Origin of the sequence: Streptomyces botrytidirepellens, assembly GCF_003721215.1 — a bacterium.
GTDB lineage: Bacteria > Actinomycetota > Actinomycetes > Streptomycetales > Streptomycetaceae > Streptomyces > Streptomyces himastatinicus.
This window is the reverse complement of the sequence record NZ_RIBZ01000046.1, coordinates 16,908-43,154: the sequence shown is the minus strand read 5'-3', so window position 1 is coordinate 43,154 and position 26,247 is coordinate 16,908. Positions and strand designations below refer to the sequence as shown.

The 26,247-nt window shown below is 69.1% G+C and carries 21 protein-coding genes and 5 pseudogenes; 9 read left to right on the top strand and 17 right to left on the bottom strand.

Features of this window, described 5'->3' with window-relative positions; genetic code table 11:
* The 3 genes from EEJ42_RS03425 to EEJ42_RS52330 are packed head-to-tail and all read right to left on the bottom strand — an operon-like array spanning nucleotide 1 to nucleotide 963.
* A complete protein-coding gene (locus EEJ42_RS03425; RefSeq protein ID WP_246096004.1) occupies nucleotides 1-507 on the bottom strand; it encodes a transposase in 507 nt (168 codons plus the stop codon).
* A gap of 19 nt (nucleotides 508-526) precedes the next feature.
* Nucleotides 527-865, bottom strand: a complete 339-nt coding sequence (locus EEJ42_RS03420) for a helix-turn-helix domain-containing protein (protein WP_246096003.1) — start codon at nucleotides 863-865, stop codon at nucleotides 527-529.
* Nucleotides 811-963 (bottom strand): helix-turn-helix domain-containing protein, encoded by a 153-nt coding sequence (locus EEJ42_RS52330; protein WP_246096007.1) that lies wholly within the window; start codon nucleotides 961-963, stop codon nucleotides 811-813. The genes EEJ42_RS03420 and EEJ42_RS52330 overlap by 55 nt, the downstream gene beginning before the upstream one ends.
* Nucleotides 964-1,867: 904 nt before the next feature.
* On the opposite strand from EEJ42_RS52330, the gene EEJ42_RS03415 reads away from it, so the two are divergent.
* Together EEJ42_RS03415 and EEJ42_RS03410 are read left to right on the top strand one after the other, a co-directional pair.
* On the top strand, nucleotides 1,868-3,916 hold the full coding sequence (locus EEJ42_RS03415) for a cytochrome P450 (RefSeq protein ID WP_148081836.1): 2,049 nt from the start codon (nucleotides 1,868-1,870) through the stop codon (nucleotides 3,914-3,916).
* Complete coding sequence (locus EEJ42_RS03410) at nucleotides 3,913-4,740, top strand: class I SAM-dependent methyltransferase (RefSeq protein WP_123098544.1); 828 nt, start codon at nucleotides 3,913-3,915, stop codon at nucleotides 4,738-4,740. The genes EEJ42_RS03415 and EEJ42_RS03410 overlap by 4 nt, the downstream gene beginning before the upstream one ends.
* 269 nt (nucleotides 4,741-5,009) lie before the next feature.
* Here EEJ42_RS03410 and EEJ42_RS03400 read toward each other — a convergent pair whose 3' ends face one another.
* Entirely contained in the window at nucleotides 5,010-5,285 is a 276-nt protein-coding gene (locus EEJ42_RS03400) for a hypothetical protein (RefSeq protein WP_123098542.1), read from the bottom strand.
* 581 nt (nucleotides 5,286-5,866) lie between these two features.
* Between EEJ42_RS03400 and EEJ42_RS03395 the strand changes: the two are divergent.
* Together EEJ42_RS03395 and EEJ42_RS54440 are read left to right on the top strand one after the other, a co-directional pair.
* A pseudogene (locus tag EEJ42_RS03395) lies at nucleotides 5,867-7,264 on the top strand (ISL3 family transposase); the annotation flags it as partial.
* A gap of 88 nt (nucleotides 7,265-7,352) precedes the next feature.
* A pseudogene (locus tag EEJ42_RS54440) lies at nucleotides 7,353-7,523 on the top strand (transposase); the annotation flags it as partial.
* 468 nt (nucleotides 7,524-7,991) lie between these two features.
* On the opposite strand, the gene EEJ42_RS03390 reads toward EEJ42_RS54440, so the two are convergent.
* The 3 genes from EEJ42_RS03390 to EEJ42_RS52320 form a co-directional block, all read right to left on the bottom strand.
* Entirely contained in the window at nucleotides 7,992-8,756 is a 765-nt protein-coding gene (locus tag EEJ42_RS03390; protein ID WP_184502913.1) for a tyrosine-type recombinase/integrase, read from the bottom strand.
* Entirely contained in the window at nucleotides 8,725-9,117 is a 393-nt protein-coding gene (locus tag EEJ42_RS03385) for a site-specific integrase (RefSeq protein WP_123098539.1), read from the bottom strand. The genes EEJ42_RS03390 and EEJ42_RS03385 overlap by 32 nt, the downstream gene beginning before the upstream one ends.
* A gap of 720 nt (nucleotides 9,118-9,837) precedes the next feature.
* Nucleotides 9,838-10,197, bottom strand: a complete 360-nt coding sequence (locus EEJ42_RS52320; protein ID WP_246096002.1) for a hypothetical protein — start codon at nucleotides 10,195-10,197, stop codon at nucleotides 9,838-9,840.
* Here EEJ42_RS52320 and EEJ42_RS53720 point away from each other — a divergent pair.
* The 4 genes and pseudogenes from EEJ42_RS53720 to EEJ42_RS03360 form a co-directional block, all read left to right on the top strand.
* A complete protein-coding gene (locus EEJ42_RS53720; protein ID WP_281291388.1) occupies nucleotides 10,196-10,318 on the top strand; it encodes a hypothetical protein in 123 nt (40 codons plus the stop codon). The two genes, EEJ42_RS52320 and EEJ42_RS53720, sit on opposite strands and share 2 nt — an antisense overlap.
* A 59-nt stretch (nucleotides 10,319-10,377) precedes the next feature.
* Nucleotides 10,378-11,568, top strand: a complete 1,191-nt coding sequence (locus EEJ42_RS03370) for a S1 family peptidase (RefSeq protein WP_123098538.1) — start codon at nucleotides 10,378-10,380, stop codon at nucleotides 11,566-11,568.
* Between the two features lie 192 nt (nucleotides 11,569-11,760).
* Nucleotides 11,761-12,672: a hypothetical protein gene (locus EEJ42_RS03365; RefSeq protein WP_123098537.1), complete on the top strand. Its 912-nt coding sequence runs from the start codon at nucleotides 11,761-11,763 to the stop codon at nucleotides 12,670-12,672.
* A 71-nt stretch (nucleotides 12,673-12,743) separates the two neighbouring features.
* A pseudogene (locus EEJ42_RS03360) lies at nucleotides 12,744-13,010 on the top strand (transposase); the annotation flags it as partial.
* Nucleotides 13,011-13,108: 98 nt separating this feature from the next.
* Here EEJ42_RS03360 and EEJ42_RS03355 read toward each other — a convergent pair.
* The 7 genes and pseudogenes from EEJ42_RS03355 to EEJ42_RS03325 all read right to left on the bottom strand — a co-directional run bounded on the left by EEJ42_RS03355 (nucleotide 13,109) and on the right by EEJ42_RS03325 (nucleotide 20,358).
* On the bottom strand, nucleotides 13,109-14,650 hold the full coding sequence (locus tag EEJ42_RS03355) for an FAD-dependent monooxygenase (protein ID WP_123098536.1): 1,542 nt from the start codon (nucleotides 14,648-14,650) through the stop codon (nucleotides 13,109-13,111).
* Nucleotides 14,651-14,714: 64 nt separating this feature from the next.
* A complete protein-coding gene (locus EEJ42_RS03350; protein WP_123098535.1) occupies nucleotides 14,715-15,347 on the bottom strand; it encodes a TetR/AcrR family transcriptional regulator in 633 nt (210 codons plus the stop codon).
* A gap of 396 nt (nucleotides 15,348-15,743) precedes the next feature.
* Nucleotides 15,744-16,562, bottom strand: coding sequence for an IS5 family transposase (locus EEJ42_RS03345; RefSeq protein WP_123098534.1), 819 nt, complete (start codon nucleotides 16,560-16,562; stop codon nucleotides 15,744-15,746).
* Between the two features lie 189 nt (nucleotides 16,563-16,751).
* Complete coding sequence (locus tag EEJ42_RS03340) at nucleotides 16,752-17,885, bottom strand: integrase core domain-containing protein (RefSeq protein WP_123098533.1); 1,134 nt, start codon at nucleotides 17,883-17,885, stop codon at nucleotides 16,752-16,754.
* 64 nt (nucleotides 17,886-17,949) lie between these two features.
* Nucleotides 17,950-18,093: pseudogene (locus EEJ42_RS03335) on the bottom strand (TIGR03943 family putative permease subunit); the annotation flags it as partial.
* Nucleotides 18,090-19,049: pseudogene (locus tag EEJ42_RS03330) on the bottom strand (permease). The pseudogenes EEJ42_RS03335 and EEJ42_RS03330, both read right to left, overlap by 4 nt.
* 220 nt (nucleotides 19,050-19,269) lie before the next feature.
* The gene (locus EEJ42_RS03325) at nucleotides 19,270-20,358 is read right to left on the bottom strand and encodes a saccharopine dehydrogenase NADP-binding domain-containing protein (protein ID WP_123098532.1); all 1,089 of its coding nucleotides are present in this window, start codon (nucleotides 20,356-20,358) and stop codon (nucleotides 19,270-19,272) included.
* Between the two features lie 98 nt (nucleotides 20,359-20,456).
* On the opposite strand from EEJ42_RS03325, the gene EEJ42_RS03320 reads away from it, so the two are divergent.
* The gene (locus EEJ42_RS03320; protein WP_123098531.1) at nucleotides 20,457-21,377 is read left to right on the top strand and encodes an NAD(P)/FAD-dependent oxidoreductase; all 921 of its coding nucleotides are present in this window, start codon (nucleotides 20,457-20,459) and stop codon (nucleotides 21,375-21,377) included.
* 50 nt (nucleotides 21,378-21,427) lie between these two features.
* On the opposite strand, the gene EEJ42_RS03315 is transcribed toward EEJ42_RS03320, so the two are convergent.
* Genes EEJ42_RS03315 through EEJ42_RS03305 form a run of 3 tightly spaced genes read right to left on the bottom strand, consistent with a single transcriptional unit; the run spans nucleotide 21,428 to nucleotide 26,231 of the window.
* Nucleotides 21,428-23,431: a condensation domain-containing protein gene (locus tag EEJ42_RS03315; protein WP_123098530.1), complete on the bottom strand. Its 2,004-nt coding sequence runs from the start codon at nucleotides 23,429-23,431 to the stop codon at nucleotides 21,428-21,430.
* Nucleotides 23,428-24,843, bottom strand: coding sequence for a class I SAM-dependent methyltransferase (locus EEJ42_RS03310; RefSeq protein ID WP_123098529.1), 1,416 nt, complete (start codon nucleotides 24,841-24,843; stop codon nucleotides 23,428-23,430). The genes EEJ42_RS03315 and EEJ42_RS03310 overlap by 4 nt, the downstream gene beginning before the upstream one ends.
* A complete protein-coding gene (locus tag EEJ42_RS03305) occupies nucleotides 24,840-26,231 on the bottom strand; it encodes a class I SAM-dependent methyltransferase (RefSeq protein ID WP_123098528.1) in 1,392 nt (463 codons plus the stop codon). The genes EEJ42_RS03310 and EEJ42_RS03305 overlap by 4 nt, the downstream gene beginning before the upstream one ends.
* Nucleotides 26,232-26,247 lie beyond the last annotated feature (16 nt).

Below are 26,247 nucleotides of genomic sequence, written 5' to 3'. Positions count from 1 at the left end.
TCACCAGGGTTCGATGATCAGGCCGGTCCCGGTGAGGCAGCCGTCGATCAGGTGGGGTCTAAACTGGATCTTCTTGAGCTTGCGTTTGACGATGCGGACGAGTCCACCGAGGTCGGTGGCGACGAAGTTGGCGATGGCGCGCTTGAGGAGCGACCACACGCCTTCGGCGGGGTTCAGTTCCGGTGCGTATGACGGCATCTGGAAGATCCGTAACCAGTCCTGGTGCTCCTCGGCGAATGCGGCGAGCTCCTTGGCCAGGTGGACGTTGAGATTGTCCCAGCACCACACGAGCGGGGCGTTCAGCTGCTGGTGGGCAGTGACGATCAGGTCCCGGTACTCGTGCCAGGCGAACGTCTTCGGCTCGCCCTTGCGGCCATGGTAGACGTGCAGCCGGTAGAAGAGGTGCGGGCGGCTGCCGGGCCGGAAGCAGACGGCGCCGGCGATGTTGACCCGGCCGTTTCCCCGGCCCGCACCCGCACCACCGGCCGTGCTCCTCGCGGTGCCCAAGTGCGGCCTTTCGGCGGTTTCAGCCCTTGGCCTGCCTCGTCCTCGAAGCAGATGTAGGCGACCAGGTCCGCCGCGGTCCTTTTAACCGCGGCCACACCTCGTCCTTCCACATCTTGATGGCCTCCTCGTCCCGCTCGATCGCCCGACGCACCGGGACCTGGCAGGACCAGCCGTGCCGTTTCAGCAGCTTGGCCACTCCCTGAACCGTGTAGACCTTGTGGAACAGCCTGCCGATCAGGGTCCTGATCCGGCCCAGCGTCCACCGCTGGTCATCACTGAAGCCATGAGCCAGCGGTCCCCGCTTCAGCTCCGCCTCCAGCCGATCCCACTCCCGCACCGACAGCCGCTCGCGGGACACGGCCCCTTCGACTTCAGCGCCGCCGCCCCGCCTTCGCACCAGGCCCTGCGCCACCCCCGGACCGTGCGCTCCGTGACCCGCAGATCTGCCGCGATCACCGTGGCCTCGGCCTTGCCCGAGTCGTCTGCACCGCAGTGATGCACGGTTTCGCCGACGCTGGCGGCCACCCGCGTCTCCTCGCGCGGCGACGCCGCCTATCCCGTCCCCGAGCGGGTTCTACGAGTCCACGGGCGACGCCGACCTGGGGTGCCGCCGACTGGCCGGGGATCAAAAAAACTAACTGATCAGTCCGGATTACTCACAGCGAAGATGCGACACAGCTTCTCACCCCACGCGCCCGGCTCGCCCACCCCACGCCCTTGCGCCGCGGACACTGACACCCACCACGGTGCAGTCGCGTAGCCCTCGGAAGGATCAGAAGTGCCGTTCTCAAGACAGCGCAGCTGAGTGGGGTGTACCGCTCCACGACAGCCGCACCGACTGCAGATACCACTCCACCGCAGTAAGCCCGCCCATCCTCAACAGCCCACCAGGGAAAAACCCCAACCTGACATGCCGTCACTGACACCAACCCACCGACACCAAACCGGCACATCGCACCGAGACACTCGCCACCGCATCTGCACTCGTACGAGTGAAGATGCTTCAGGGCTGCATGTGCACCCCTGGTCGATGGCGGCCTGAAGTCACGACCCCGGACGGCTCACCAAAGCCGTTGTCGCCGCGCAATGTAGGCCCCCGACTCGAAGAACGGAGAGGGCACGTCATGACCACCGTCGACAGCTCGATATTGAGCAGTCAGTTCTGGTTGCCCTGGTGGGATCGGTGACGGAGGAGCCAATGGCGAGCAGTGGTGTCACGGATCGTGTGATGTTCGACCTTCCGGATCTGTCGTTCCCCCTCACGGGCGCCTTCCCCCGTGATGACGCCCTTGACCTGGTGCGTGAGGTATGCGAGTGGAGTCACCTGCACGGGCTGGTAGGTCCGCGGGGGCGGGACCGAATGGAGACCTCCGGGATCCTGGATGTCGGGTTGGCGTTGACGGGAGGAGGGGAACAGGAGCGCGCGCTGCTGCTGATGCAGTGGTTCGTCTGGACGCTGGTGCTCGACGACCGGGTTGACGACGGGCAGTGGGCCGATGACGGCGTCCTGAAGCGGTTCGCGCAGCGGGCGCTGTGCGTTCTCCGTGGCCGGCATGATGCCGACGGCGCTGATGAGGACCCCATGCTGAAGGTCCTCGCGGAGGACCTTCTGCCGCGGACGCGTCGCCTGCTCGCCTCAGGTAAGGAAGCAGCCTTCGTCGGTCACGTGGGTCGTCACCTGGAAGCGCAGTGCCGGATGGTCGGCCATCGAGTGGGACAGGCGGACACGCTCGTGCTGACGCTGGAGGAATATCCGGCGTTCCGGGCCGATCTGTTCGGCGTGGACATCCTCTTCGACCTCATCGAGTTGGTGCACGAGCTGCAGCCGCCGAACACCGGCGTGCTGGGGGCCGGCGTCTCCCGATTGCGCGCTTGTGCCGGCGATGTCCTGGGCTGGGTGAACGACCTGTACTCCCTGGAGAAGGACCTGCTGCTGGGTGAGCACGCGAACTTGGTCAAGGTCGCCCACCGCCAGTGGGGCTGCTCCTGGCAGCAGGCTGTCGACGGGGTCCGTGACATGATCTGTGACCGGGTCTCGGCGTTCGAGAAGGAGAGATCGCAGCTCCCCGGGACGGGCGGGGAGGCGGCCGAGGTCCGGCGGCTCGCCGAGGTGCTGGCCGCAGCGATGGCTGACGTCCTGGCCTGGCACCAGACCTCCAGCCGCTACCACTGGCACGGCCGGCCCGTGGCGGCGGTCGACACCCGGCGCACTCCGCCGAGTCTGATGTGGACGCAGTTCGAGAGGGACCCTTTCCCCGTGTACGCGCGGCTGCGTGCGCATTTTCCCCTCATGCGCGATGAGCCCTTGGACGCATGGGTGGTCAGCCGTTACCGCGACGTCCGCGCCGCTCTGTGCGATCCGCGCTTCACCTCGGACAACTACTCCTGGCAGAGCGGTCCGATGGTGGGGCGCATCCTGCTGGAGATGAACGGCTCGGAACACACCGCGCACCGGGCGGTGATGTCCCCGGCCTTTCGTGGCCGTGCCCTGACCGCCCTGCGCGGGGCCGCCTTCGATGCTGCCGAGGAACTCGCCGGCCGGGCCGCTGAGGAGGTCCGCCTGCAGGGCAGCACCGACCTGGTCACCTCGTTCTGCCAGGGACTGCCTATCCGCGTCATGACGGCTGTCCTGGGCCTACCGGTCGACGACGCGCCGCGACTGCGGCCCTGGTACAACGCGGGCATGTCCTTCGTGGCCGACCACCGGCAGGACCCGGCCACCCTCCAGCGCGGCCTGGACGCCTCAAAAGCCCTTTTCGCCTACCTGGAACCGCATATCGACGCCCGGCGGGCCGAGCCCGGCGACGACCTCCTTTCGGCACTGTGCACGAGAGAGATCGACGGTCGGCTGCTGACCGACCGCGAGGTTCAGGGGACGTGCAGCCTTCTGCTGGCCGCCGGGGCCGACACCAGCGAGAAGGCCCTCGCTCTCTTCCTCACCAACCTCGTCGAACACCCCGATACGCAAACCGCCGTGGCGGACAGCCCGGACCTGCTGGAGGCAGCCTGGGCCGAGTCGCTACGCCGGGACCCGCCCACGCACGTCATCGTGCGCCAGACCGCTCAAGCCGTCGACCTACCCAGCGGCACCGTGCCGGCCGGCTCCACCGTCGCCTGCCTGCTGGCATCCGCCAACCGTGACCCCGAGTTCTTCTCGGACCCCGACCGTTTCGACGTCCACCGCCCCGAGCGGATAGACAGGGAATTCGCCGCTTCAGCCACCCACCTGGCCTTCGGCGCGGGCCGGCACTTCTGCCTCGGAGCCCACCTGGCCCGCCTTCTCGGCCAAACCGTCTCGGTCCTGCTCCGCCACTTGCCGGGACTGCAGTGGGCCGACGGCTTCACGCCCGTCCCACACGGGCTCATCAGCAGGACGACCCCCCACCTGAAGGTCACGGCCCGGCTATGACCCAGCACACCGATTCCTCCGATGAGCAACCACGGCGCCGCGGGTCGCAGGACTATCCCCAGGGCGTCTTCGCACACCGGATCACGACCGAACTCGACCGGCTCCTCACCCTGCAGGCTGACTGGGACGTCACGACCCAGCGCATCATCCGACGTCTGCACCCTGAGCCCGGCTGGGACTGCCTGGAGCTGGGCGCCGGAGCAGGATCCATCGCCCGCTGGCTGGCCGGTACCTGCTCCCATGGATGCACCACAGCCACCGACATCGACACCGGTTACCTGTCCGGCGACCTGCCCGGAAATCTGCACGTCCTGCGCCATGACGTCACCCGCGACGACTTCGCGCCGAGCAGCTTCGACCTCATCCATGCCCGGGCCCTGTTCGTCCACATCCCCGCCCGCCAGGAGATCCTGACCAAGGTCGCGCGCTGGCTCAGACCCGGTGGGTGGCTCGTCGTGGAGGACCCCGACGTCTTCCCCGCCCAGTCTTCACCCCACCCGCTCTTCCGCAAGGTCGCGCTCGCCGGCGCCGATCTCCTCAGCAGCACCCTGGGAACCGACTTGCGCTGGCCGAGGACCCAGCCCACCCCCCTCCTCCAGGCCGGACTCACCCAGCCCGGACTGCACATCGGTGTCGGGACCGTCGGTGACCACAGCCCGTCCCACCAGCTGTGGCAAGCCACCTTCAACCAGATCCGCCCCGCGCTCCTCGAACGGAACCTGCTCACTCCCGACGAGGCGGTAGAACTCGAAGTCCTCGTCACCTCCCCCACCTTTCTTGACGCCTGCCTGGCAACAGTTTCCGCATGGGCGCGACGTGCTTAGCCTCAACACCAGTGACTTAACTGGTCGTGGCTCTTGCTCTGGTTGCTGGGTTGATCGGGGCGGTGCGCCAGTGTGGAGCGATGGTGACGGCGTCTGCTGCGGAGCGGGTGGGCTGCGGCCAGGCGAAGTGCTCGTCTCGTTTGACCCCGAGTTGGACACCTTGCGCTTGACGACGCGAGGGTTGGAACGTTTGCAACGCCTCGCCGGATATCTGAACCGAATCAACGACTCAGGACACTAGGCGCCATGCCCCTTACCGGTGCTGTTGTTCAGGGGGTGTCGCCCGACCAGTTGAAGCGGCTCGGGTCGCCGGGGCGCGGGTCGTACAGCGCGCGGCCGCCGGGGAACTGCCCGAGCTCGGTGGGCAGGGCGACACCGGTGTCGATCTCATTCTGCGTCCAGCCGGTGACGTCCAGGAGCAGCCCGTCCAGCGGCCCGCCGACGAGTTCGACGTAGGTCTGCCCCGCCCTCGGGCTCGGATTAGGGTCGTCGTAACCGTGACCGTAGACCCGGCCGCGCAGCAGCTGCTCATCGTCGCCGTCCATGTCTTTCAGCGTTTCAGCCGCCACCGACAACGCCAGCGCCCGTCGCGGCGTCGGTCCGCTGACTGCGGCGTCGGTGGACTTCTGCCCGCAGTCGGCGCACACGGAGGTGCCAGGCCTCGCGCTCGGCCGCTTGTTGTGCGGCACGGCGACGTTCCTCCGCTCCGGGCGGCGGCCCGGCGGAGGCGATATCACCGCCCAGCCGCCCCCGTCTCGTATCTGGCCTCTTCGCCTCGGCTATCGCGCAGGGAAGAGGTGTCGTCGTCACAGGCCAGGATGCCCAAGGGGTCTGACGTGCAGGAATCAGCAGTGTCCGATTTGGGGGGGGCTCACACCTCCGGTCACACCTTCGGTCCCCCGCTCGGTGCAACCGCCCAGCCAACGGTTCAGCCAACCTTCGGTGCAACCCCCCAGTAAGGCGGGCGGGGCAGGGGTGGCTCCACACACCGGCATCGGCCGTTCCCACGCCTATCGCCGCTCGTGCAGACTGATGGGGCTCTCTGAAATTGGCTCTGTCCGCAGTTCCGTGAATCCCCAGGTCAGCGGCGGGAACGGGGGATCGTTTCAGCAGGGTGTTCCCTGCCATGGCGAGCAAGACGGTCGAGGATGTGCTGTTTCCCGGGATCGATGTGCGAGTGGAGCGCGTCAGCGACTCCCCCGGTGGCCTGGTGGTGGAGGCGATATCCACCGGTCGCCCGGGCCGGTGCCCGGACTGCCGAACACAGGCCAGGCGTGTGCACAGCTCGTACCAACGCACCCTGGCCGAGCGGCCGTTAGGATCCCGCCGGGTCGTGGTCCGGCTCCGGGGGCGCCGGTACTTCTGCGACCGCGGGAGTTGTTCCCGCAGGACGTTCGTCGAGCAGGTCGGCGGGCTGACCGAACGGCACCGCCGCTCCAGCGTCGGACTGGCGGGCTGGCTGCGGTCGATCGCGGTCGAGCTGGGTGGCCGTCCGGCCGCGCGGCTGTGCCGCCAACTGCGGCTGACCGCGGGCCGGACCCAGCTGCTGCGGCTGCTCAAGGCGCCGGCGGTGCCGGACCGCGCCCCTCGGGTGCTGGGGGTGGACGAGTTCGCCTTCCGCAAGGGCTGCACCTACGGCACCGTGCTGGTCGACGTCGAAGCTGGCCGGGTCGTGGACGTGCTGCCCGACCGTACCTCGGAGACGTTCGCGGTCTGGCTGGCCGAGCATCCCGGCGCCGAGATCATCTGCCGTGACCGGGCCACCGCCTACACCAAGGCGGTCAAGGAGTCCGCCCCGGATGCCTTGGAAGTTGCCGATCGATGGCACCTGCTGCAGAACCTGTCCGCCGCGGTGGAGAAGAGCTGCCACCAGCATCGCAACTGCCTGCGCAAACACAACGAAGAAGAGGAGACGGGGACCGACGTGCCGGGGCCGCCACCGATGCTGTTACCGCCCGCCGAACTGCCTCGCACCCAGATCATTGAGCGGACCCGCCACCGCTACGAGGATGTCCACCGCCTGCTGGAGAAGGGCTGGACGATCAGCGCCATCGCCCGGAGGCTGAACCTGAATCGCAAGACCGTGCGCCGCTTCCGCGACACCGACCTCGACCAGATGCTGGTCTCCGCCCGCGACCGACGGCCCAACGGTGTCCTGGAACCGTTCAAGGCCTACCTCAACGCCCGCTTCGCCCAAGCGCAGGGCCAGGTCAGCGGCACCCGTCTCTTCCTGGAGATCCGTGAACGTGGCTACCTCGGCAGCCGCCAGGTCGTCCGCAAGCACCTCGCCGCCCTGCGCGCGGGCACCGCCGAACCGGTCCGGGCCGACATCCCCGGCCCGCGGAAGATCACCTCCTGGATCATGCGCCCGCGCGACACGCTCACCGAGAGCCAGGAGGAGCGGCTGCTTCAGGTCCGGCTCGCCTGCCCGGACATCACCCGGGCCTGCGACCTCGCCCGCGCGTTCGCCGATCTGGTGCGTCACCAGCGCGGACACCTGCTGCCGCAGTGGATCCGCCAGACCGAGCAGGATGCTCCCAAGNCAGCGCGGACACCTGCTGCCGCAGTGGATCCGCCAGACCGAGCAGGATGCTCCCAAGCCGATGAGCGGATTCGCCGGCTTCCTCCGCCGGGACCTCGACGCCGTCACCGCCGGCCTCACCCTCCCCTGGAGTTCCGGAGCCGTCGAAGGACACGTAAACCGGGTGAAAACACTCAAGCGGGCCATGTATGGCCGAGCCTCGTTCGAACTCCTCCGGACTCGCATCCTCACGCAGCCATGACCTTCACGGAACTGCGGACAGAACCAGATTCAAATATCCCCATCAACCGGTCCTCCCCGTCACGACGCTGGAGGCAGTAAAGGAGCTCCGCCCGTACCGCTGCGGGGATGTCCCCGAGAGCGAACTGTGACCGGCCCGGTCGCTGGCTGTTCCCCACATTGGGCTGCCGCACAGCGGGCAGGGAGGGTATGCGGATCGCATCGAAGTCGGCCGGGTGACCGCGCCGTGCGCTGACGGCCCGGCATGCTTCGCAGCGGGATACCGGCGACTCGACCAACATGTCGCAGGCCGCCACCCGGCAGGGGAAAGCCCGGGTCCGCGGATTGTCGAGATCCGCAGTGAACAGCAGCGTGTCGGGATCCCACTCTCCCGCCCGCCACTGCGGGTCGAGCCGGTCGGTGAGCCAGGCCGTCCAGTCGGTCCGGGCGACCGGGCGCAAGGGCAGCTCGGCATAGTCGTGCGCGACGGTCATCGGCTTCCTCCGGCGGCTGCCACCAGAGCGACCGCTGCACGCAGATCGTCGTCGCTGGCGTGGAGGTAGACAGCCGTACTGGCCGCGGAGACGTGACCGAGCAGCGTCTGCACCACGTCAGGGTCGACTCCCGCACGGATCCAGGCGGTCGCCGCGGTGTGCCGCATCATGTGGGGCCGGGCCCGGAAGCCGCAACGGTCGCCGATCCGCTCGATGATCTGCTTGGCATTCGAATACGACATCGGCAACCCGACGTGTCGTGAGGCCAGATTCACGAACACGAAGTCGCATCCCGACGCCTGCTCGGCACCGTCGCGCTCGACGAGATGGTCCCGGTAAGCGTTCGCCACCCCCTTCTCGGCAGGAACATGCCGGTGCCTCCCGGATTTGGCGCGCGCACCATTGCTGTTGTTCTGGCGGGGCCTGACGTGCACGTGCGCCCCGGCGATCTGGCAGCCGAGGTGCTGGGAGTCAGGCAGGAAGTGCATGTCCTCCCGCCGCAGGCCAAGCGCCTCGCCGATGCGCAGGCCGGTCCCGAGGAACAGCATGAGCAGGAAGCGGTCGCGCGCGGTGCCGGCTGCCGAGAGGATCCGCTCGGCTTGTCCGGTGAGCAGGACGGCGGGTGGCAGCTCGATCTCGGCCGCTTTGAGGACACGGGCGTTGACGCGTCGGAACTGCCCGTCCTCGCCCTCATTGAAGCCCTTCGGCGTGTACTGGAGGAACTGGGGCTCACTGAGTACGGACGCGACCTCGGGAGCCACGTTGCCGGTGGCCGCGCACCAGCGCAGACACCCGCACGCGGGTACCCACCACAGCGTTGACCGTCTTACCCGTCGGCAGACGGTGGGTGCGAGGGTCCGGCGTCTGCTCGATGTGGAACTTGTAGCGCGCCATCTCGCCGAGTGACACGGTCTTCCAGTCGGCTCCGCGCCCGGAACACCAGTTCAGGAACCGCCCGACGCGGGGCGGATAGTTGCGCTGGGTCTGCGGCGAACGGTTCTTGGCACGCAGGTGGATGGAGTACTCAAGGCTCTCCGGATGGGCGATGTAGGTCTCCTCGTCAACGAGGAGCCAGGTGACCGCCCCGGTACTCGGGGAGATCGCCTTCACTGTTCTGAACATGCGGTGGTGCTCTCCTGCATCATCTGTAGCTCTCGTCCCTCACCGTATGTTCGGTAACAGTGAGGCACAGGGACGGCCTGCCACTGTGGCCCATGTGGCACGCAGTCTCGGAATGCATGCAGATAACCCGGGAAGTCGTGCTCGCCCGGGATGGCGAAGGCGTCGCCCAGGACGGGCAGTGGCGGGCGTCGGCTGGCAGCTGGCGCTCGGCGTACGACATCGTGGTGCTCGACGCGGCATCCAAGATCGACATTGACCACGTCGTGCCCCTGAAGGAAGCGTGGCGGTCCGGCGGCCCTCGCGAGCTACCACTGCACGTACGCGCGGGCCTGGATCTCGGTGAAGCACGCATACGACCTCACCACGGACCAGGACGAGCTTGCCGCGCTGACCGGCATGCTCAAAGCTGCAACTGACGCGCCTCGGCTCCTGGCGTACCATCAGCCCCCGGCGCGCCGGGGGCTGATTGGGTCGTACCGCCCGCCCGGCGTGACCGCGCGCGTCGCCGCCTGCGCCTGAGAAGCAGCTCCCGGCGCGCTGGCCTCGGCGGGCCGGAAGGCTCGCACGCCGCTGCCCCTGTGTCACTGGTGTGCCCTACCGCGGCATGGGGCGGCGAGCGCACGGCGGTGGTGGGCGATCACGGACCTGGGGCCGGTCAGGAGGCTGTCCGGGGTGAAGTGTGGCTGGGCGAGGTGGCGTTCGAGGGCGGGGAGGTAGTTTTCAGCGCACGGACGGGTGGGCGGAGTGGGCGTAGTGGTGGAGGTCGCCGTAGGGGAGCCAGGTTGCTGCGGCAAGGCGAGCCAGGAGGCGGTTGTTCGGGTAGAGCCGTAGGCACCGTCCGGCTTCCACCCAGGCCGGGGAGCCGGTGCGCGGTTCGGGGTCGAACCAGCGAGCGCCCAGGACCAGGCGGCCGGGCTGTGCGAGGCATGCGGCTACCGGCGCCGGACCGAGGCCCTGACAGGAGGCCGGCCTGATCGCGGCCGCCTGGTCCGCCGATCTGGACGACGCGGACGACGTCGCCGCCGTTGCCGCCCACGTCCGGCCGTCGGCCGACATCGCCACCGGCCAGGGCAAGTTCATGGAGCTGGTGGAGCCGGGCGAGCTGGCCTCGGAGCCGGTCGCGGCGGCGTCCGTGCTCGCCTTCTCCGCGCTCCAGGCGGTGGACGTTCGGCTGGGTCGGCGGTCAGGTTTTCGGCCGTAGTTTGCGCATTCACGTCAACATGCCGCTAGCAAGCGGAATTTTCATGTCCAATTCGCCAATTGGCAATCTCGTGTCGCCAGCCTCGCCCGAAGCGCGTCGATCATCAGGAATGCTTCTTCGAAAATGCGAGGTTTTACGTGCGAAGATGTCGTTACGCGTACCGAGGGTTAATCGCGGCGGCGGTTGGCGGCGTACTCACGCTGACCACCCTGACCGCCGCCCAAGCGGCGCCGGCACCGCTCACCGATCCGACCAAGGCGGCGGAGATTGCTGGGCACCTGGGCAACGAGCGCACGGCCGGCGTCTACTACCGGAACGAACGACTCGTTGTCGCGGTCACCGATGAGGCGGCGGCAGAAGCCGTGCGAAGCGCTGGGGCGGTAGCGGAGGTCGTCCCGCACAGCACGACCGAGCTCGAGGCTGTCAAAGCGAAACTGGATCAGCTGACAGGGATTCCCAACACTGCCTGGAGCATCGACCAGAGCAGCAACCGGGTAGACGTACAAATCTACGACGGGGTTTCCGACGCCGACAGGGCTCGAATTGAGAATTCCGTTTCCGCACATGAAGGTGCGGTCGAAATAACGGAACACTCTGGCAAGATCGAATCGAACGCCTACGCCATGCGCGGCGGCCTGGGTATAACAGCGGAAATAAACCCCGGCTGGATCACTACCTGCAGTGCCGGGTTCAACGTGCAGAACGCCAGCGGCAAGAAGTACATGATCACAGCCGGACATTGCATGGAGAACGGCGCTGTCAACTGGCGCCGTAGGAGCGGGGACATTCCTCTCGGAAGGGCCGTCGACTGGGCCTTTGGGAACGACACGGAGCAGTCCGACTACGGGGTAGTGGAGTACAGCAACAGCAACGTCACTCCGTACGGGACGATCCAGTACAAGGACGGCTCGGAAGGACAGATCTCACGCTCTGCCTCTGCGTTCGAGGGGGAGAAGGTGAAGCGCGTAGGGACCGTGAGTCAGGATCTGGTGGGCAAGGTGCTCGCGACGGACGTGACGGTCACCTACGACGATGGCATCACCCTCCGCCATATGGTCGAGGCGAGTAACTGCAGCATGTATGGCGACAGCGGAGGGCCCCTCTTCAGCGGCGAGACAGCCCTGGGCATCGATTCGGGCGGCAACTATGGCGACAAGCCCTGCGGAGACTCGGACTCCCAAGAGGATCGCGTCAGTTGGTACCAGCCGCTGTACACGGTGCTCCTCTGGGAAGGACTGAAGATCTATTAGGTCACGCACTATCCCTCGCCGCCTGCGGCATGGACGCAGATGCAGCAGGCGGCGCGGGAGGGGCGTGAGTGAACCCGGATGTGCCCGTGCGCGTCGAAGGTGTCGAGCGGGGCATCGCACGGCGTTGAGAATCTCCGCGTCATGTATTCAGTAGGGAATCCGTCGTCGCCCCTCAAAAAGAAAGAGGATTCCATGCATACGCGCACGAAGCGCCTCGTCAGCATGGGGCTGGCACCTCTCCTGAGCGCTTGCCTTCTTGTCGGCTGCGGCAATGATCAGAGTGCCGACGACGGCCGTGCGAATCATCAGTCGCCGCGGGAGCAGGAGGAGCGGGCCCGTCAGGTGGCCGACGCCTGGAGGGGATCCGCAGCCGCCGCTGCTTGGAGCCGGGGCTACTACCCGATGACCGACGTGGTGCAGAAGCCGGAATCCGGCTGGCACAGCACGGCGGATAAGCAGGCCTACGAGATGCAGAACTTCGTCCTGCATGGCAATCTGCCGACCTCCGCCCCCGGGCACGGGAAGGTGGACTGGGGAAACGGCAAGACTCTCACCCGCCCGTTGTGGGGGGCTGAGAAGGCGTATCAGTCGTTCGCCCGCAACCGCAGTGAAGGACCCCGGCTGACCGTGACGGGGGCGAGGCTCGGCACGACGACCATCATGACGAGCCGAGGCACGGCGTCCGTGCCCACTTGGCTCTTCACGCTGGAGGGCTACGACACCCCGCTCAAGCGTGTCGCCGTCGCTCCGTCAAAGCTTCCACGCTCGCCGATCGGACAAGCTCGGCAAGGGTCCGCAGACGGTCTCAGGGGTGTCGCCCGGCTGGCCGGAACGGCAATGGACGGCCGATCCATCACGGTGAAGGCCACACACGGTGCCTGCGATGACGGCCCCGTCGTCAAGGTGCTGGAGACAGGCGAGAGCGTCGTGCTGTACGCATCTGTCGCGGGGGCACGAAGCGGCCCCTGCAGCTCCGAGATGATCCAACAGAGCGTGGAGGTGCAGATACGGAAGCCGCTCGGTGACCGCATTCTCCTGGACGCCCTCAGCGGCCAGCCAGTGCCGCACGGAGATCCCGACGGGCTGTCACCCAGCTGGGCCTAAGGAGTCCTTGCAGAATGATCTTCGTGTGGCACGGTGGAGGGGTAGGTGACCTCGTTCCTCAGGGGGTGAGGGTGGCTCAGCCGAAGCCGTGGGAGATCAGTGATGAGCTGTGGGCGGTGATCGAGCCGCTCCTGCCCAGGCACGAACGCCGCTACCGGTATCCGGGCCGTAAGCGAATCGATGACCGCAAGACGCTGCAGGGGATCCTGTTCGTTCTCTACACGGGCATCCAGTGGGAGTTCCTGCCACAGGAGTTGGGCTTCGGCTCGGGGCCTACCTGCTGGCGGCGGCTGGCCGAGTGGCAGGCGGCCGGTGTCTGGGATGAGCTTCAGCGGGTCAGGCCGCTCAACACGCACCCGCGGGGTAGCGCACGTCTGCGGCTTGATCGGCGCCTGCAGGTCCGCGGCCGGGGCGCCGAGCATGGCTAGCGGGCAGCTCAGACCATGAACCAGCGCTGGATAGCCGCCCGCAGGTCGGCCAGCTCAGGTGGGTCGGGGCGGGGTGAGCCGCAGGCCCAGGCCACGTAGCCGTCAGGGCGGATCAGCAGGCCGGTGAGGCCAGCCGGGCCGCCCCGCGCGATGACGAGGTCGACGGCGTCCTGCCCTTCCGTCAGTGCTGTTGCCAGCGACTGATCCTCGGTCAAGTCGAGAAGCAACGGCCGGGCTCTCCAGGCGAGTTCGGCGAGCCGGACCTTCTCCGTCCCGGTGATCAGCTCCAGCTCCGGTGCGAAGTAGCCGACTGCGGGGTGGGGGTCGGTGATGCTCATGTCGTAGCGCACGTCGGTGCCCGCGGTGAGGTCGGCGAGGTGCTGGACGACGTGCTTTTGGGTGAGCAGCTCCGTGAAGAGTTCGCGTAGGGCGGTGGTATCGCTCCCCGGCGCGGTGAGCGCGGACTGCGCCTCCGCGTTGAGCACCATGCGGCGGGCGGCCTGACGGCGCTCGGTGTCGTAGGTGTCGAGCAGGCCCGGTGGGGCGGTGTCGCGCAGCGCCGCGGCGAGCTTCCAGCCGAGGTTGACGGCGTCCTGCATGCCGAGGTTCAGCCCGGGGCCACCGCCAGAGGTGTAGACGTGGGCGGCGTCGCCGACCAGAAAGACCCGGCGGTCGCGGAACCGGTCGGCGACCCGGGTGTTGCCGCCGGTCAGCCGTCGCAACACATGCGGGCCCGCTCCGTCCGGCGGGTTGAGCGGCAGGTCGACGCCGAGGACTCGCTGAACACTTGACTGCATTTCGGCCAGGGTCATCGCCTCGTCCGTGGCGGGCTGGTCCCACTCAGTGGTGCTGATTAGCGGCGGCTGGCCAGGGAACGGCGCGTAGGAGAAGCCGCCTTGGTCGGTGCGGTGGGGCAGGAAGGGCAGGACCGGCCCATGGCCGGGAATGGTGAGGGCGCCGTTGACCGGGTCGACCCAATCGGCCGGGACGATGGCGTGGGCGGTGCGGTTGGTGCGACGGTCGTAGCTGACGCCGGGGAAGGCGATCCCGGAGAGCTTGCGGATCACGCTGTGCGCGCCGTCTGCGCCGACCACGTAGCGGGCACGGAGCTGCTGGTCGCCGTCGGGGCCAGTGACGTCGAGGGTGACGGCGCCCTTGTCCTGGGTGACGGCGCTGACCCGGTGTCCGCGCCGTAAATCGACGCCGAGGGTATGGGCGCGCTCCTCCAGGACTTGGACGATGCGGTGCTGTGGAGCGGCCAGGCCGAAGACCGGGCTGGCGTCCAGCAGGCCGAGGTTGAGGCCCATGGCGGCGAACATGAAGTAGGCGGAGTTCGGCTGCGGGGGCTCCGGACTGCCGCTGAGCGGCTCGTACAGACCGCGATGGTCGACCAGGCGCACCACTTGGCCCAGCAGGCCGTTGGCCTTGGGTTCGGTGCTGGGGTGGAGGAGTTGCTCCAGCACGATCGGGCGGATGCCGGCCAGGCTCAGTTCGCAGGCCAGCATCAGCCCGTTCGGGCCGCCTCCCACGATGATCACGTCGGCTGTCACGGTCAGGTCTCCTTGGTGTGAACGGGTAAGGGGGCGCAGTAAGCGAGTTGGTCGCGGCCCTTCGCTACGGGACGGGCAGGCCAGCAGCGAGCTGCTCGAAAACCTGGGACAGGACCGCGCCGAGCGGCGCGGCTTCGTCGGCGCGCAGGCTGTGCTCGACGGCCACTGCGCTGCCGGCCGCGACCACGGCCGCGACCAGCTTCGGGTAGACGTCGCGTTCGGCGTCGGTGCCGGTGCACTGTGCGACGGCCTTGGCCAACTCCTGCTGGGCGGCGGCGTTGGCCTTGACAATCTCACCGGCCAGCGCGGGTTCGGCCAGCATCAGCCGCACCCCCTCGCGCCAACGCTCATTCTGCGGCGCGGAGTTGTCCTGCGGAACGAACTGGCCCAGGACGGCGTGGAGCAACGAGTCCCAGAGCGGTTCGCCGACTGGGCGGGCGAGCAGGTCGTCAGCGATGCGGAGCATCCGCTCCAGGTGGCTGGCGGCGATCGCCTCGGCCTTGCTGGCGAAGTAGTTGCGGAAGGTGCGGACGGAGACGTTGGCCTCGGCGGCGATCTGCTCGATGGTCACATCGGCCCAGCCGTTCAGGACGCAGAGCCGGATCGCCGCCTGACTCAGCGCGACCCTGGTCTGCCGCTTCTTGCGCTCGCGGAGTCCAAGCTGCCCGGTTATACGGGCCTCGTCTGCAGGTGCCATGCGAGTAGCGTAGAGAAAATCTTGCCGAGAAGGCAAGATTGCCAGGAAGGAAGTTTTTTGGACTGCCTGAGCGGGCTTCAACTCGCCGCCAACGTGGACGTCCTCGGCGTCGCCGCCGCAGTCATCTTCGCCAGGCTGGACGTACTGATCCTGACCGTGCGCCTGGCAACCCGGACAACCCTGGTGGCACCCCCGACTGCGAGACGACTCGCTCATAGAACGCGGCTTCCGCCTGTCCCCAGAAGGGCAGTACGACTTCTTCGAGATCAATCCGACGGGGCAGTTTCTGTTTCTGGAAGTGCATGACGAGAAGCTGGGAATCACGTCGGCGGTGGCCGATCTGCTTGCGACCCCCATTTCTGAGGCCCACAACGGCTCGACCTCTTAGGAGTGCTTTCAGAAAGCTGGGAGTTTGCGGGTGAGGACCATGCACTGAGCGAGTTGGAGGAACGCGTCGTGCATGTCGTCCCGGGACTCCCAGCGGACACGTAAGCGACGCGGGCCGTGGAGATGGGCGATGGCGGATTCGGCGACCCAGCGGACCCGGCCGAGCCCCGAGCCATGGGCCTGCCCGCGACGTGCGATCTTCGGGGTGATGTTCCGCTCGCGGAGCGGGCGGCGGTAAATGTCGTGGTCGTACCCGCGGTCGGCGTAAAGCGCACGCGGTTTGCGGCGGGGACGGCCCCGCTTGCCCCGTACCGGCGGCAGCCCATCGACCAGAGGCAGGAGCTGGGTGACGTCGTTGCGGTGGGCGCCGGTCAGTGACACCCGCAGCGGGATACCGTTCCCGTCGGTCAGGACATGGTGTTTCGAGCCCGGCCGTGCGCGGTCAACCGGACTCGGACCGACTTTTGGGCGGCTTCGCCCCCGCTTGGCCTGCACATGCGAGGCATCGATCGTGGCACGGGAGAAGTCCAGCCGGTCCGTCGCCCGCAACCGGTCCAACAGAACCTGTTGAAGCTCATCCCAGACACCGGCCACCTGCCACTCGGCCAGCCGCCGCCAGCAGGTAGGCCCCGAACCGATGCCCAACTCCTGCGGCAGGAACTCCCACTGGATGCCCGTGTAGAGAACGAACAGGATCCCCTGCAGCGTCTTGCGGTCATCGATCCGCTTACGGCCCGGATACCGGTAGCGGCGTTCGTGCCTGGGCAGGAGCGGCTCGATCACCGCCCACAGCTCATCACTGATCTCCCACGGCTTCGGCTGAGCCACCCTCACCCCCTGAGGAACGAGGTCACCTACCCCTCCACCGTGCCACACGAAGATCATTCTGCAAGGACTCCTAAGGGCAATTCTTCGGCTGGCCGAGCGTGCAGAGGGTCCAACGCGATCAGCAGCCGCCGGCCCGGCTTGCCTCGCGGCTGGACCCTCTGCCCGCTCGGCGGTGGAACGTGAAGGGTGTCAATATTCCGACCAGGCTGCTGAGCTGGGCGTTTCCTGTGGATGGTGAGGCAGTCGGGGTGGCAGGATGTGGTACTCGTTGAGCAGTCCGCCAAGTGCTTGGCGGCGCCTGACCGTGGCAGCGGGCAGGGGGATAACGTTCGGGTCGTCGGGTGCCCGTAGGCCGAGGCTGCGGTGGGACCGTCCCGCGTTGTAGTGCTCGGCGTACTGGGTGAGGACGGTGCGCAGGTGTCGTTCGCCGGTGATCAGGAGTCGGTCGGTGCACTCGGTACGGGCTGTGCGTATCCATCGTTCGGCGAACGCGTTGGACCGTGGGCTTTGTGGCGGTGTCGGGATGACGGCTGTGCCGTTGCCGGCGAGGACGGCGTCGAATGCGGCGGTGAACTTGCTGTCCCGGTCACGAATGAGGAACCGGAAGCACCCGGCCCTGTCGCCGAGGTCCATGAGCAGATTGCGGGCGAGTTGGGCGACCCATGCGCCGGTCGGGTGGGCGGTGACGCCCAGGACATGGACGCGCCGGGTGGCGATCTCCATGACGAAGAAGACATAGAGGCGCTTGAGGAAGACGGTCTCCACGTGCATGAAATCGCAGGCGAGCAGCGTGTGAGCCTGGGAGCGCAGGAAGGAGCGCCAGGTCTGCTGGGAGGCGCGCTGCGGTGCGGGCGGTGGACCGGAGCGGCGCAGGACGCGCCGGATCGTGGCGGCGGCGACCCGATGACCGAGCCGTCGCAGCTCACCTTGAATCCTGACGTACCCCCAGGTCGGGTTCTCTCGCGCCAAGCGCTGAATGGGCGCGACCGTCTCTTCCGGCAACGCTGGCCGACCGGGTCCGGCCGCCGTCTGGCGCCACTTCCAGCGCATCAAACGCCGGTGCCAGGTCAGCAGCGTGCCCGGAGTGACCAGCCGATAGCGGCGCGAGGCGGATGGCAGGTGCCGCGCGAGAGCGGAGAGCACGGCACGATCAGCCCATGAGAGCCGCGGCCGCTCGATCTGCCGACGCAGCACGGCGACCTCATGACGAAGCGCGAGGATCTCGGCGCTGTTCGCGGCGGTCGATCGGCCCAGCAAGAGCAAGCAGCCCAGTAGTCGACAGAAGATCAGGTAGAGCAGTCGCAGACCACAATCACTGATCATGCCCGTACTCGGGCGATCACAAAGCCCCAGGTCAACCACCGTACGGCAATAAAGACACCCTTCAGGTGGCGATCAGGACGGCGCTGGCCGCGAGCAGCAGCGGGCGCAGCCCGGCCTTGACGTAGCGCAGATGGAGGTCGGTGAAGCCAGCGTGCAGCACTGCCACGCCGAGGAGGAACAGCATGGCCGCATGTGCTTGCCGGTTCACAGCAGCACCGCCCCGATCAGAGCTGACACGAGGATGCGAGGGCGAAGGTGGCGGGGGCGAACCGCAGCGCGAAGCCGCGGCCGAACGTGCCGGCCTGCATGGCGAACAGCTTCAGGTCGACCATCGGTCCGACGACGAGGAACGCCAGCCGGGCGGTGAGCGGGAACTGGGACAGCGAGGCGGCCACGAACGCGTCGGCCTCGGAGCAGATCGACAGCACCACCGCGAGGATCGCCAGCGCCAGGATCGACACCATGGGGTTGCCGGCCGCCGTGTGCAGCCAGTTTGCCGGTAATGCGGCTTTGAGGGTGGCTGCGGCCATCGAGCCGACGACGAGGAAGCCGCCCGCGTGCATCACATCATGCCGTACGGATCCCCAGAACGCCGCCCCCTTGCCGAGGCCGTCGGTCGACGGGTGGGCCGGTGGGCGCAGCCAGTCGGTGCGGCCGAGCCGCTGCCACAGCCAGCCCATCGCGCACGCCACGAGCAGGCTTGCCACGAACCGGGCGAGCACCATGCGGGGTTCGTGGGGAAACGCGATGGCGGTGGTGGTCAGCACGATCGGGTCCCCGGCGCACGAGCGCCCCGGCCACCGGTACGGAGGCGCATTCGCAGCCGGGTAGGACCGCCCCGGCCATCCCGGCGGCCGGCACCGCCAGGGTGGGCCGCCTGGGTAGCGCGCGGGCGAAGAACGATGGCGGGACGCACACCGCGATGAGCGCCGACAGCAGTACACCCAGGACGAGGAAGGGCAGGGCCTGAAGGACCACCGCGACGAACACGGTCATCCAACTCTGCATCACCGGTGCGGACCATGCCTGGCGTACCGGTCCCTGCGCAGCGACGACGAGGACCAGGACCATGGTCAGGACGAGGGACGAGTTCAACCGCCGATCCCGCGGACGGTCCGCGTCTCGGTGGCCCACCCGGGCCGGAGCTTCTTCGGTGGTGGTCACGCCTGAGGTGCCTCCGGTACGGAAGGGCTTCGTGGGATGCCGTCCCTCCGTCTTCAGTACGTTGCTTCAGGCGCAACTTCTCAGTCTGATCATTGACTTTGGCCTCGAACGCAGTCGAATTTTGATGGCCTTCGGCGTCAACCGCAGTGTCTTGCGAGCACCGCCGTGCTCGGCGGTGCTCTGGCGGTGCGGTGAGAAGTGCTGGTGGGGGGGGTGGGGCTCAGGTGGTCTCGATGTGCGCTGCTGGGTCGGTCGAGAGTGCTTCGGTCGTCCCCCGAGGGTCGAGGACTTCGGCCGCGAAGTGGACGCCGGGTGGGATGCGGCCCTTGAGCAGCGCCTGCGCGGTAGCCGCCGTCAGGAAGCCGCTGAGCTCGTAGGAGTCTTCGGCGCGCAGCGTCAGGGTATGTGTGGGCGGGCCGTCCGTGGTGCCGGTCCACAGATGGAACTCCTGCCCGTACCAGGAGCCGTGGCGTCGCACGTCGTCGGCGGCGGCGGTCACGAGGTCCGTCGGGTCGGCGCTGCCCAGGGCCCAGGCCATGGCTAGTTCTTCGGGCAGCCGGTCACCGCCGAAGATCGTGTACCAGTTGACCTGGTCGATGCCGAGGGCGCGGGCCAGTCTCTCCGCCTCGGTGGACAGGAAGGGGAAGGCGTCCACCGGTTGGGGGAAGGCCACCAGGGAGAGGTCGCGCCGGGGTTCGAGTGTCCGCTGGCGGACGCCGCCCTCCCGCCAGGCGGCCGCGGGGGTGCCGTGTTCGGGGCCGTGGCTGAGCAGGACGTCACCCGCGGCGGCGGGAGTGAGGGACGCGACCCCGCCCAGGTAGGCGTCGAGGCGGACGGGATGGTCGGTGTCCGCGGCCAGGTGACGCGGCAGGAGCCCGGAAAGGCCCGGCAGCGCCCCGGCCGACAGGATCGCCGTCCGTCCGGCCGTGAGCCAGGCGCGCCAACCGCAGTCGGCCTGGAGGCGGATGGACACCGGATCGTCGCCCGCGGCGTCCACATAGTCAGCGCCGCCGCGCAGTGCGGCGCGGGCGACCGTGTCCAGGACGCGGTAGGAGGGGCCCGCGCAGTTGACGATCAGTCGGCAGCGGGCCGTGAAGAGGTCGAGGGAAGCGGGATCGTCGAGGTCGACGGCGAGTGCCTCGACCGGCGGGCCCGCGTGGTCGAGGGAGCGGACGAGGGCGGTGGCCCGCGCGGTGTCACGCCCCGCGACCAGCAGGGGGCCCGTGCCCGCCCGGTGCAGGCGGCGTACCACGGCGCTGCCGACGGCTCCGTAGCCGCCGAGCACGCCGATTGTCGTGATGGTGTTCATCGCGCGGTTTCCTCCGCTAGTCACTGGATGTATGTGAAAACGATAACTATTGTCATCTCGTCCGGTGGTGAATGCCGGGAATCAGCGAGGAGGAAGAGATGTACGACGTACTTGTGGTGGGCGGGGGTCCGGCCGGACTCAACGCGGCCCTGGTCTCGGGCCGCCAGTGTCGGCGGGTGCTGCTGGTGGACAGCGGAAGGCCGCGTAACGCTCCGGCCGCCGAGATGCACATGTTCCTCAGCCGCGACGGCTTCTCGCCCGTGGAACTGCGCAAGCTCGGACGGGAAGAGCTGTCGGCCTACCCCGGCGTGGAAATGGTGGAGGACGCCGTCACTTCCCTCGTGCCGACCGGCGGCGGCTTCGAGGCGACGCTCTCCGGGGGAGCGACGCACCGGGCTCGCAAGGTGGTCCTGGCCACCGGCCAGGTTGACCTCGTCGACGGGGTCGAGGGGCTCGCGGAGCGCTTCGGACGCGGAGTCTTCCACTGCCCGTTCTGCCACGGCTGGGAGACGCGCGGCAAGACGCTCGCCGTCATCGGTCGCGAACTGCCACAGGTCATGCTGGCGTTGTACGTCAAGGACCGGTTCAGCGACGACGTGGTGGTCTGCACGGACGGCCACCCCGTGCCCGAGCAGGCCGCGGACAAGCTCGCCGCCGCCGGTATCGAGGTCCGTGAGACGCCCCTGGCTCGTATCGAAGGCGAGGAGGACGCCCTGCGGCTGGTCTTCGCCGACGGCGAGGTGCTGGAACGCCAGGCCGTGTACCACCGGGCGCCCACCCGCCAGCACTCCGCCCTGGCCGAGCACCTGGGCTGCACGCTGTTGCCGGACGGCTGCGTACGGGTCGACGAGTTCCAGCGGACCTCTGTCGCCGGGGTGTACGCGGCCGGGGACACCGCCCGGATGGAGGCGTTGCCCGACGCGGTGACGTTCGTGATCGCCGGGGCGGCCGACGGTGCGCGAGCGGCCGTCTGGATCGACCAGGAACTGTTCCGGGAGGACGCCGGGCTCGGCGGCTGATGACACCCGTGGCGGGGGCCGGCCGACGCCGGCCCCCGGCCACGGCGCGGTCAGGGCTGATCGCCGGCCCCCTTGCGTACGGCAGCGGCGAGCCCCGCCACTGTCGGCCGCTCCAGGAAACGCCGGGGCGTCACTTGGGCCACCCCGTCCCGGGCCAGCGCCGCGAGCATCCGCACCGCCAGCAGCGAATCCCCGCCGAGGCCGAAGAAATCCGCCGCCCGGTCCTCCACGGAGCGGCCGAGCAGTGCGGTCCAGCGCCGGGCGATCTCCCGCTCTGTCTCGTCGCGTGGCGCGCCCGCCTCGTCGGCGGTGGCGGGAGCGGGCCCGGCCGGAACGGACAGCCGCCCGCCCCCGGCCCCCTCATCGGAAACGTCCAGGGCCTCCGGCAGTACGACCCGCGCGGACCAGCCCTCCTCGCCGACGAGGGACTCGACGGTGGTCATCACATCATCGAACATCCGGTCCACGTCCCGCGCTGCAAAGATCTCCTCCACCAGGGAGAAGACCACCACCAGCTCGTCCCGCAGCTCGAACAGCCGTACCTCCAGCGCCACCTGCGGGGTCCGCAGCTGCTGGTGGTGGCTCAGCAGGTCGATGGTACCCAGCGGTCCCGCGCTCCGGGGGACCTCGCTGCCGAGCGCGGCGTCCACCCCGAGGGTGCTCTGGAAGACGACGGGTGCCACCGGCCGCCGGGTGCCCCGCCTGCGGCCCAGTTCGCGGGAGACTTCCACCCCGGTCACCAGGTTGTGCGCCAGAGCGTCACTGACGTCCTGCTGGGTGCGGGCCGCCAGATCGGCGAAGACCGGGGACTCGGGCAGCTCCACCGGCATCAGCACCGTGGAGGAGAAGGCGCCCACCAGCCGTGGCACGTCCGGGTGGAGCGGGAGGCGGTTCAGCTGGAGGGTATTGAGCAGGAACCGCCGGTGTCCGCAGGCGCGCGCCACCGCGGCGGAGAAGGCCGTGAACATCGCGGCGGAGGGGGTCACACCGTGCCGGGCGCACTGTTCCCGCAGCGCCGCCCACCGCTCGGCGTCCAGTACGGCCTGCCGTGTGCCCATCAGCGTCGGCCGCACCTCGGCCGGATCGGCGGTAAGCGGCAACGCGGGCGGAAGGGGAAAGTCGTCGAGCCGGTCCCACCACCAGTCGCGGTCGGCCCGCCACTGCTCGGTCTCCGGGAGCCCTTCCAGGGTCGAGGCGTAGTCGCCGAAGTCGATCTCCAGCGGGGGGAGGACGGCGTTGTAGTCCGAGGCGAGGGCGAAGAGATCACGGTAGAACACCCCCGAAGACCAGCCGTCGATGATCAGAAGGCTGGTCGAGGAGTGCAACCGTGCTTTCCTTCCGGGCAGCAGCGTCAGTCGCATGTCGAGGCCGCAGCCGTGCGCCGGATCCGGGCCTTCGGTGCTCATCTCCCCTCGGATCGCGTCGAGTCGCGAGGCGATTTCGTTCTCGTCCATCTCTGTCAGGTCCGTCACCCGCAAGCGCGGCATGGCCTCGGGGTGGTCGAGCGGTAGGATCTTCTGCCGCCCGTCGGGCCGCACCCGCGCGCGCAGCACCGACTGGTGTTCGGCCAGCCGCTCCAGGGCGTCCTGGAGCGCTTCGCCGATCTCGTCGGGGTCGATGTCCAGCAGGCCGATGTCCACGTAGTGGTGGGCCGAGCGGTAGGACAGCTCCCATCCGCCCTGCTGGCCGACGAAGTACCCCTGCTGGAGCGGGAGAAGCGGGAAGGGCGCCTCGGGGTCGTCGCGCCGGTTCAGCTCCAGCGGCAGCGGGCGCAGCGACCCTGTCCCGGCGCTCCGCTCATGGATGAGGACGGCCAGGTGGGCGGCGCTGTGTTCGACACGGACGTCCGAGAGCGCCAGGGCCACGCCCAGCCGCTTGCGGATCAGGGCCGCCATGCGCACGGTCAGTACGGAGTCGCCGCCGAGGCTGAGGAAGGTCGCGTCTGCCGGGACGGAGGCCACATCGATCTCCAGTACGTCGGCCCACACCGCGCGGACGGCGTCGACGAGTGCGGCCGGCGCGGTGGCCTCGGCGGTGGCGGGGCTGGTGGTCAACGGAACGCTCCGATCTCGGTGGCGGTGGCAGGTGAAGGGACGGGGCGGTCCACGGCGTGGACTCGCACGGGACGGTCGGCCGCGGGGAGCCGGGTGGCGAGTACGGCCGAGACGCGGGCCGGGTCCGGGCGGTGGGCTCCGGTCCGGACCCGGCCTGCGAGCACCCGCTGCCCGGCGGTGGCCAGCGGGTGCCCGTCACCGGGGAGGGCGGGCAGTGGATCGAACCCGGCGGCGTCCAGCTGGTCCGTCCACTCCTCGGCGGTGAGGAACACCCGGTCCTGCCCGGCCCGCGGATCCGTGAACCAGCGCTCCTCGTCGGCGGCGGGCGACATGAGCAGATACATGGAGGTGAGTGCCTGGTAGTGCTCGCGGCAGGACTCGACGAGTACCAACAGGCCGTCAGGTTCGAGGAGTTCGCGGAGGCCCGCCAGGGCGCTGCCGATGTGGCGGGCGTTGTGCAGGACGTTGGCCGCCAGGATCACGTCCCGCGAACCCGCGGTCATCCCCTGGTCGGCCGGGGCCACGTTGATGTCCAAGACGGCGAACCGCAGTCCAGGGCGGCCCGCGAAGGCGGCTCGGGAGGAGCTGAGGAAGAAGCGCGACACGTCGGTGAACAGATAGTCGGTCTCGGTACCGGTGAGGGCGTCGAGCACGGGGGCGGTGGTCCCGCCCACCCCGGCGCCCACTTCCAGGATCCGCAGCGGTCCCGCCCCGCGGCGGGCCCGCGCCTCGCGGGCGACGAGCGCCGCCGCGGCGTGATTCGCCCACCGGCTCGGTACGTTGTCGCGGTAGTTGCCCTCGGCGGTGTCGGTCTCCCCGCCGGGGAAAAGCACACCCTGCAACCCCGTCTCGTCCCGCAGGAGCGCGGGAAGGCGGTCGGCCGCCGCGAGGAAGAAGCGCGTCATCGACGGCGGGTATCCCAGCCCCCGGCACGCCTCCTCCAGCGTGCGGCGGGCGCGTGCGTACTCCGCCCGGTCCGGCGCCACCAGATCCCGGTACCGGCCGGTTCGTGCGTCGTGGCCCAGCCGCTTTTCGGTGGCCAGCGTGGTGAGCCACCGCCGTACGATCCAGGCGTGCCGCGGGGCGGTGCCGAGCGCTTCCACCGCGTGTGCGGCGTCGTGTTCCCGGCCCTGGCGGAAGAGCCTCGCCCGGTCCAGTGTCCGGGCCATGGCCAGCAGCGCCACCTCGTCCAGCAGCCGGGTGAGCCGGGGCAGGGCCGTCAGGTCCCGCCCGGCCACGGAGGCGTCGCCCACGGCGATGACCTCGTCCACCGGGATGGGGTCCGGCGCCGCGCGGCGGGTGTCCCGCTGCCGCCCGGCAACCAGCAGGGTGCCACCCGATGTGCCGGGGACCCACTGCCAGGCGGCGGCCTCGGGCACCGTCTTCAGGGCAGCGGAGAGTAGTTGGTTCACGGTGCCATCTCCCCGATCTCGTCCTCGTCCGCGACGGTGATTCTGGGCGGCATGGTGCCCGGCGACATCCGTTGTACGTGGTCCCGCAGCACCTCCGGCAGCCTGCGGCGCACGAACGCCATCAGCGGTTCATGGGCCACCGGGTCCCATGCGACGGGTACGCCGGCGGTGGGTGGGGTTGCGGCGTACGCGCAGTCGGCCGGTGCGGCGACGGCGAGCATGTGCGGATCATCGGCGTCGAGGAGGACGGCGGCATCCAGGCCGTGCAACGCCCGGCGCAGGGCAAACGGCGTGACGGCCTCCGGAGCGTCGCTGAGCAGGGCGTTGGGTATCGACGACAAAATGGCCGGCCGCTCGCTCAGCGCGGCGCGCAGTGCCACCGGCAGCCCCTTGCCCTGGTGATCGGACCACCGGACCCGCCGTACCCCGTCGGCGCCGGGCACGGTCTGCGGTCGTACGCCGACATGCAGGACGAGGTCGTACCGGTAGCGGGTCAGTTCGGTGTTCAGCTCCATGGTGCGGGCGTGCACGCTCATCCGTACGGGCCTGCCGTGCGTCGCCACCATCGCCGTCACGGCTTCGGGGGCGAAGGACATTTCCTCGTCGGAGGCGATGGCGGCCTTCACCCGCACGTCGAAGGTGTCCGGGTCGGACTCGGGCGAACGGGTCCGCTCCAGCCAGGTGAAGTGGTCGGTGAGCAGCCCGGAGTGGCGGATATCGCCGACGATCACCGTGCCCGGGTCCGTGACCGCGCCCAGCGCCTCGTGCAGGACGGCCGCGAGGTAGTCGAGACTGGGGAAGCACTGGGTGACCGAGTTCAGCAGGACGCAGTCGGGGCGGACCTCCGCACCGAAGACGGCGTCCATCGCCCGCCGCACGTCCGCCGTCCCCGCCTCGTGGGCGGCGGCGCGGACGAACGCGGTGCCGGGCAGACCGGCTCGGCTCAGCCGGCCCACCGCGGCCGGCGCGACGTCGGTGCCCACGTAACCGTCCAGCCGCGCATGGAGGCGGTGGGCCAGCAGCCCGGTGCCGCAGCCCAGTTCCAGGATGCGGCGCGGCCGCTGGGACAGCACGAGGTCGACGGTGCGGTCCAGCCAGTCCCGCATGTGCTCGGTGGGGAGGGGCAGCCCGGTGTCCGACGCCCGCCAGCCGGACAGGTCCAGGTCGTCGGCGTGACGGCCCTGGGCGCCCTGGTACACCCAGTCGTAGACCTCGGCCCAATGGTCGAGGCATTCGTGCAGCAGCGACCCGGGGACGGGGCGCGCCGCTGTGGCGGACGGGTGCGGCCGAACCAGGATCCGGCCGTCCGGTGCGGCGCGCGCCCCGGCCACCCACGGGTGACCGGCGACGAGGGCAACTACCGGATCGACGGTCGCCTCAGTGGACATGGGTGTCCCTTCGCTT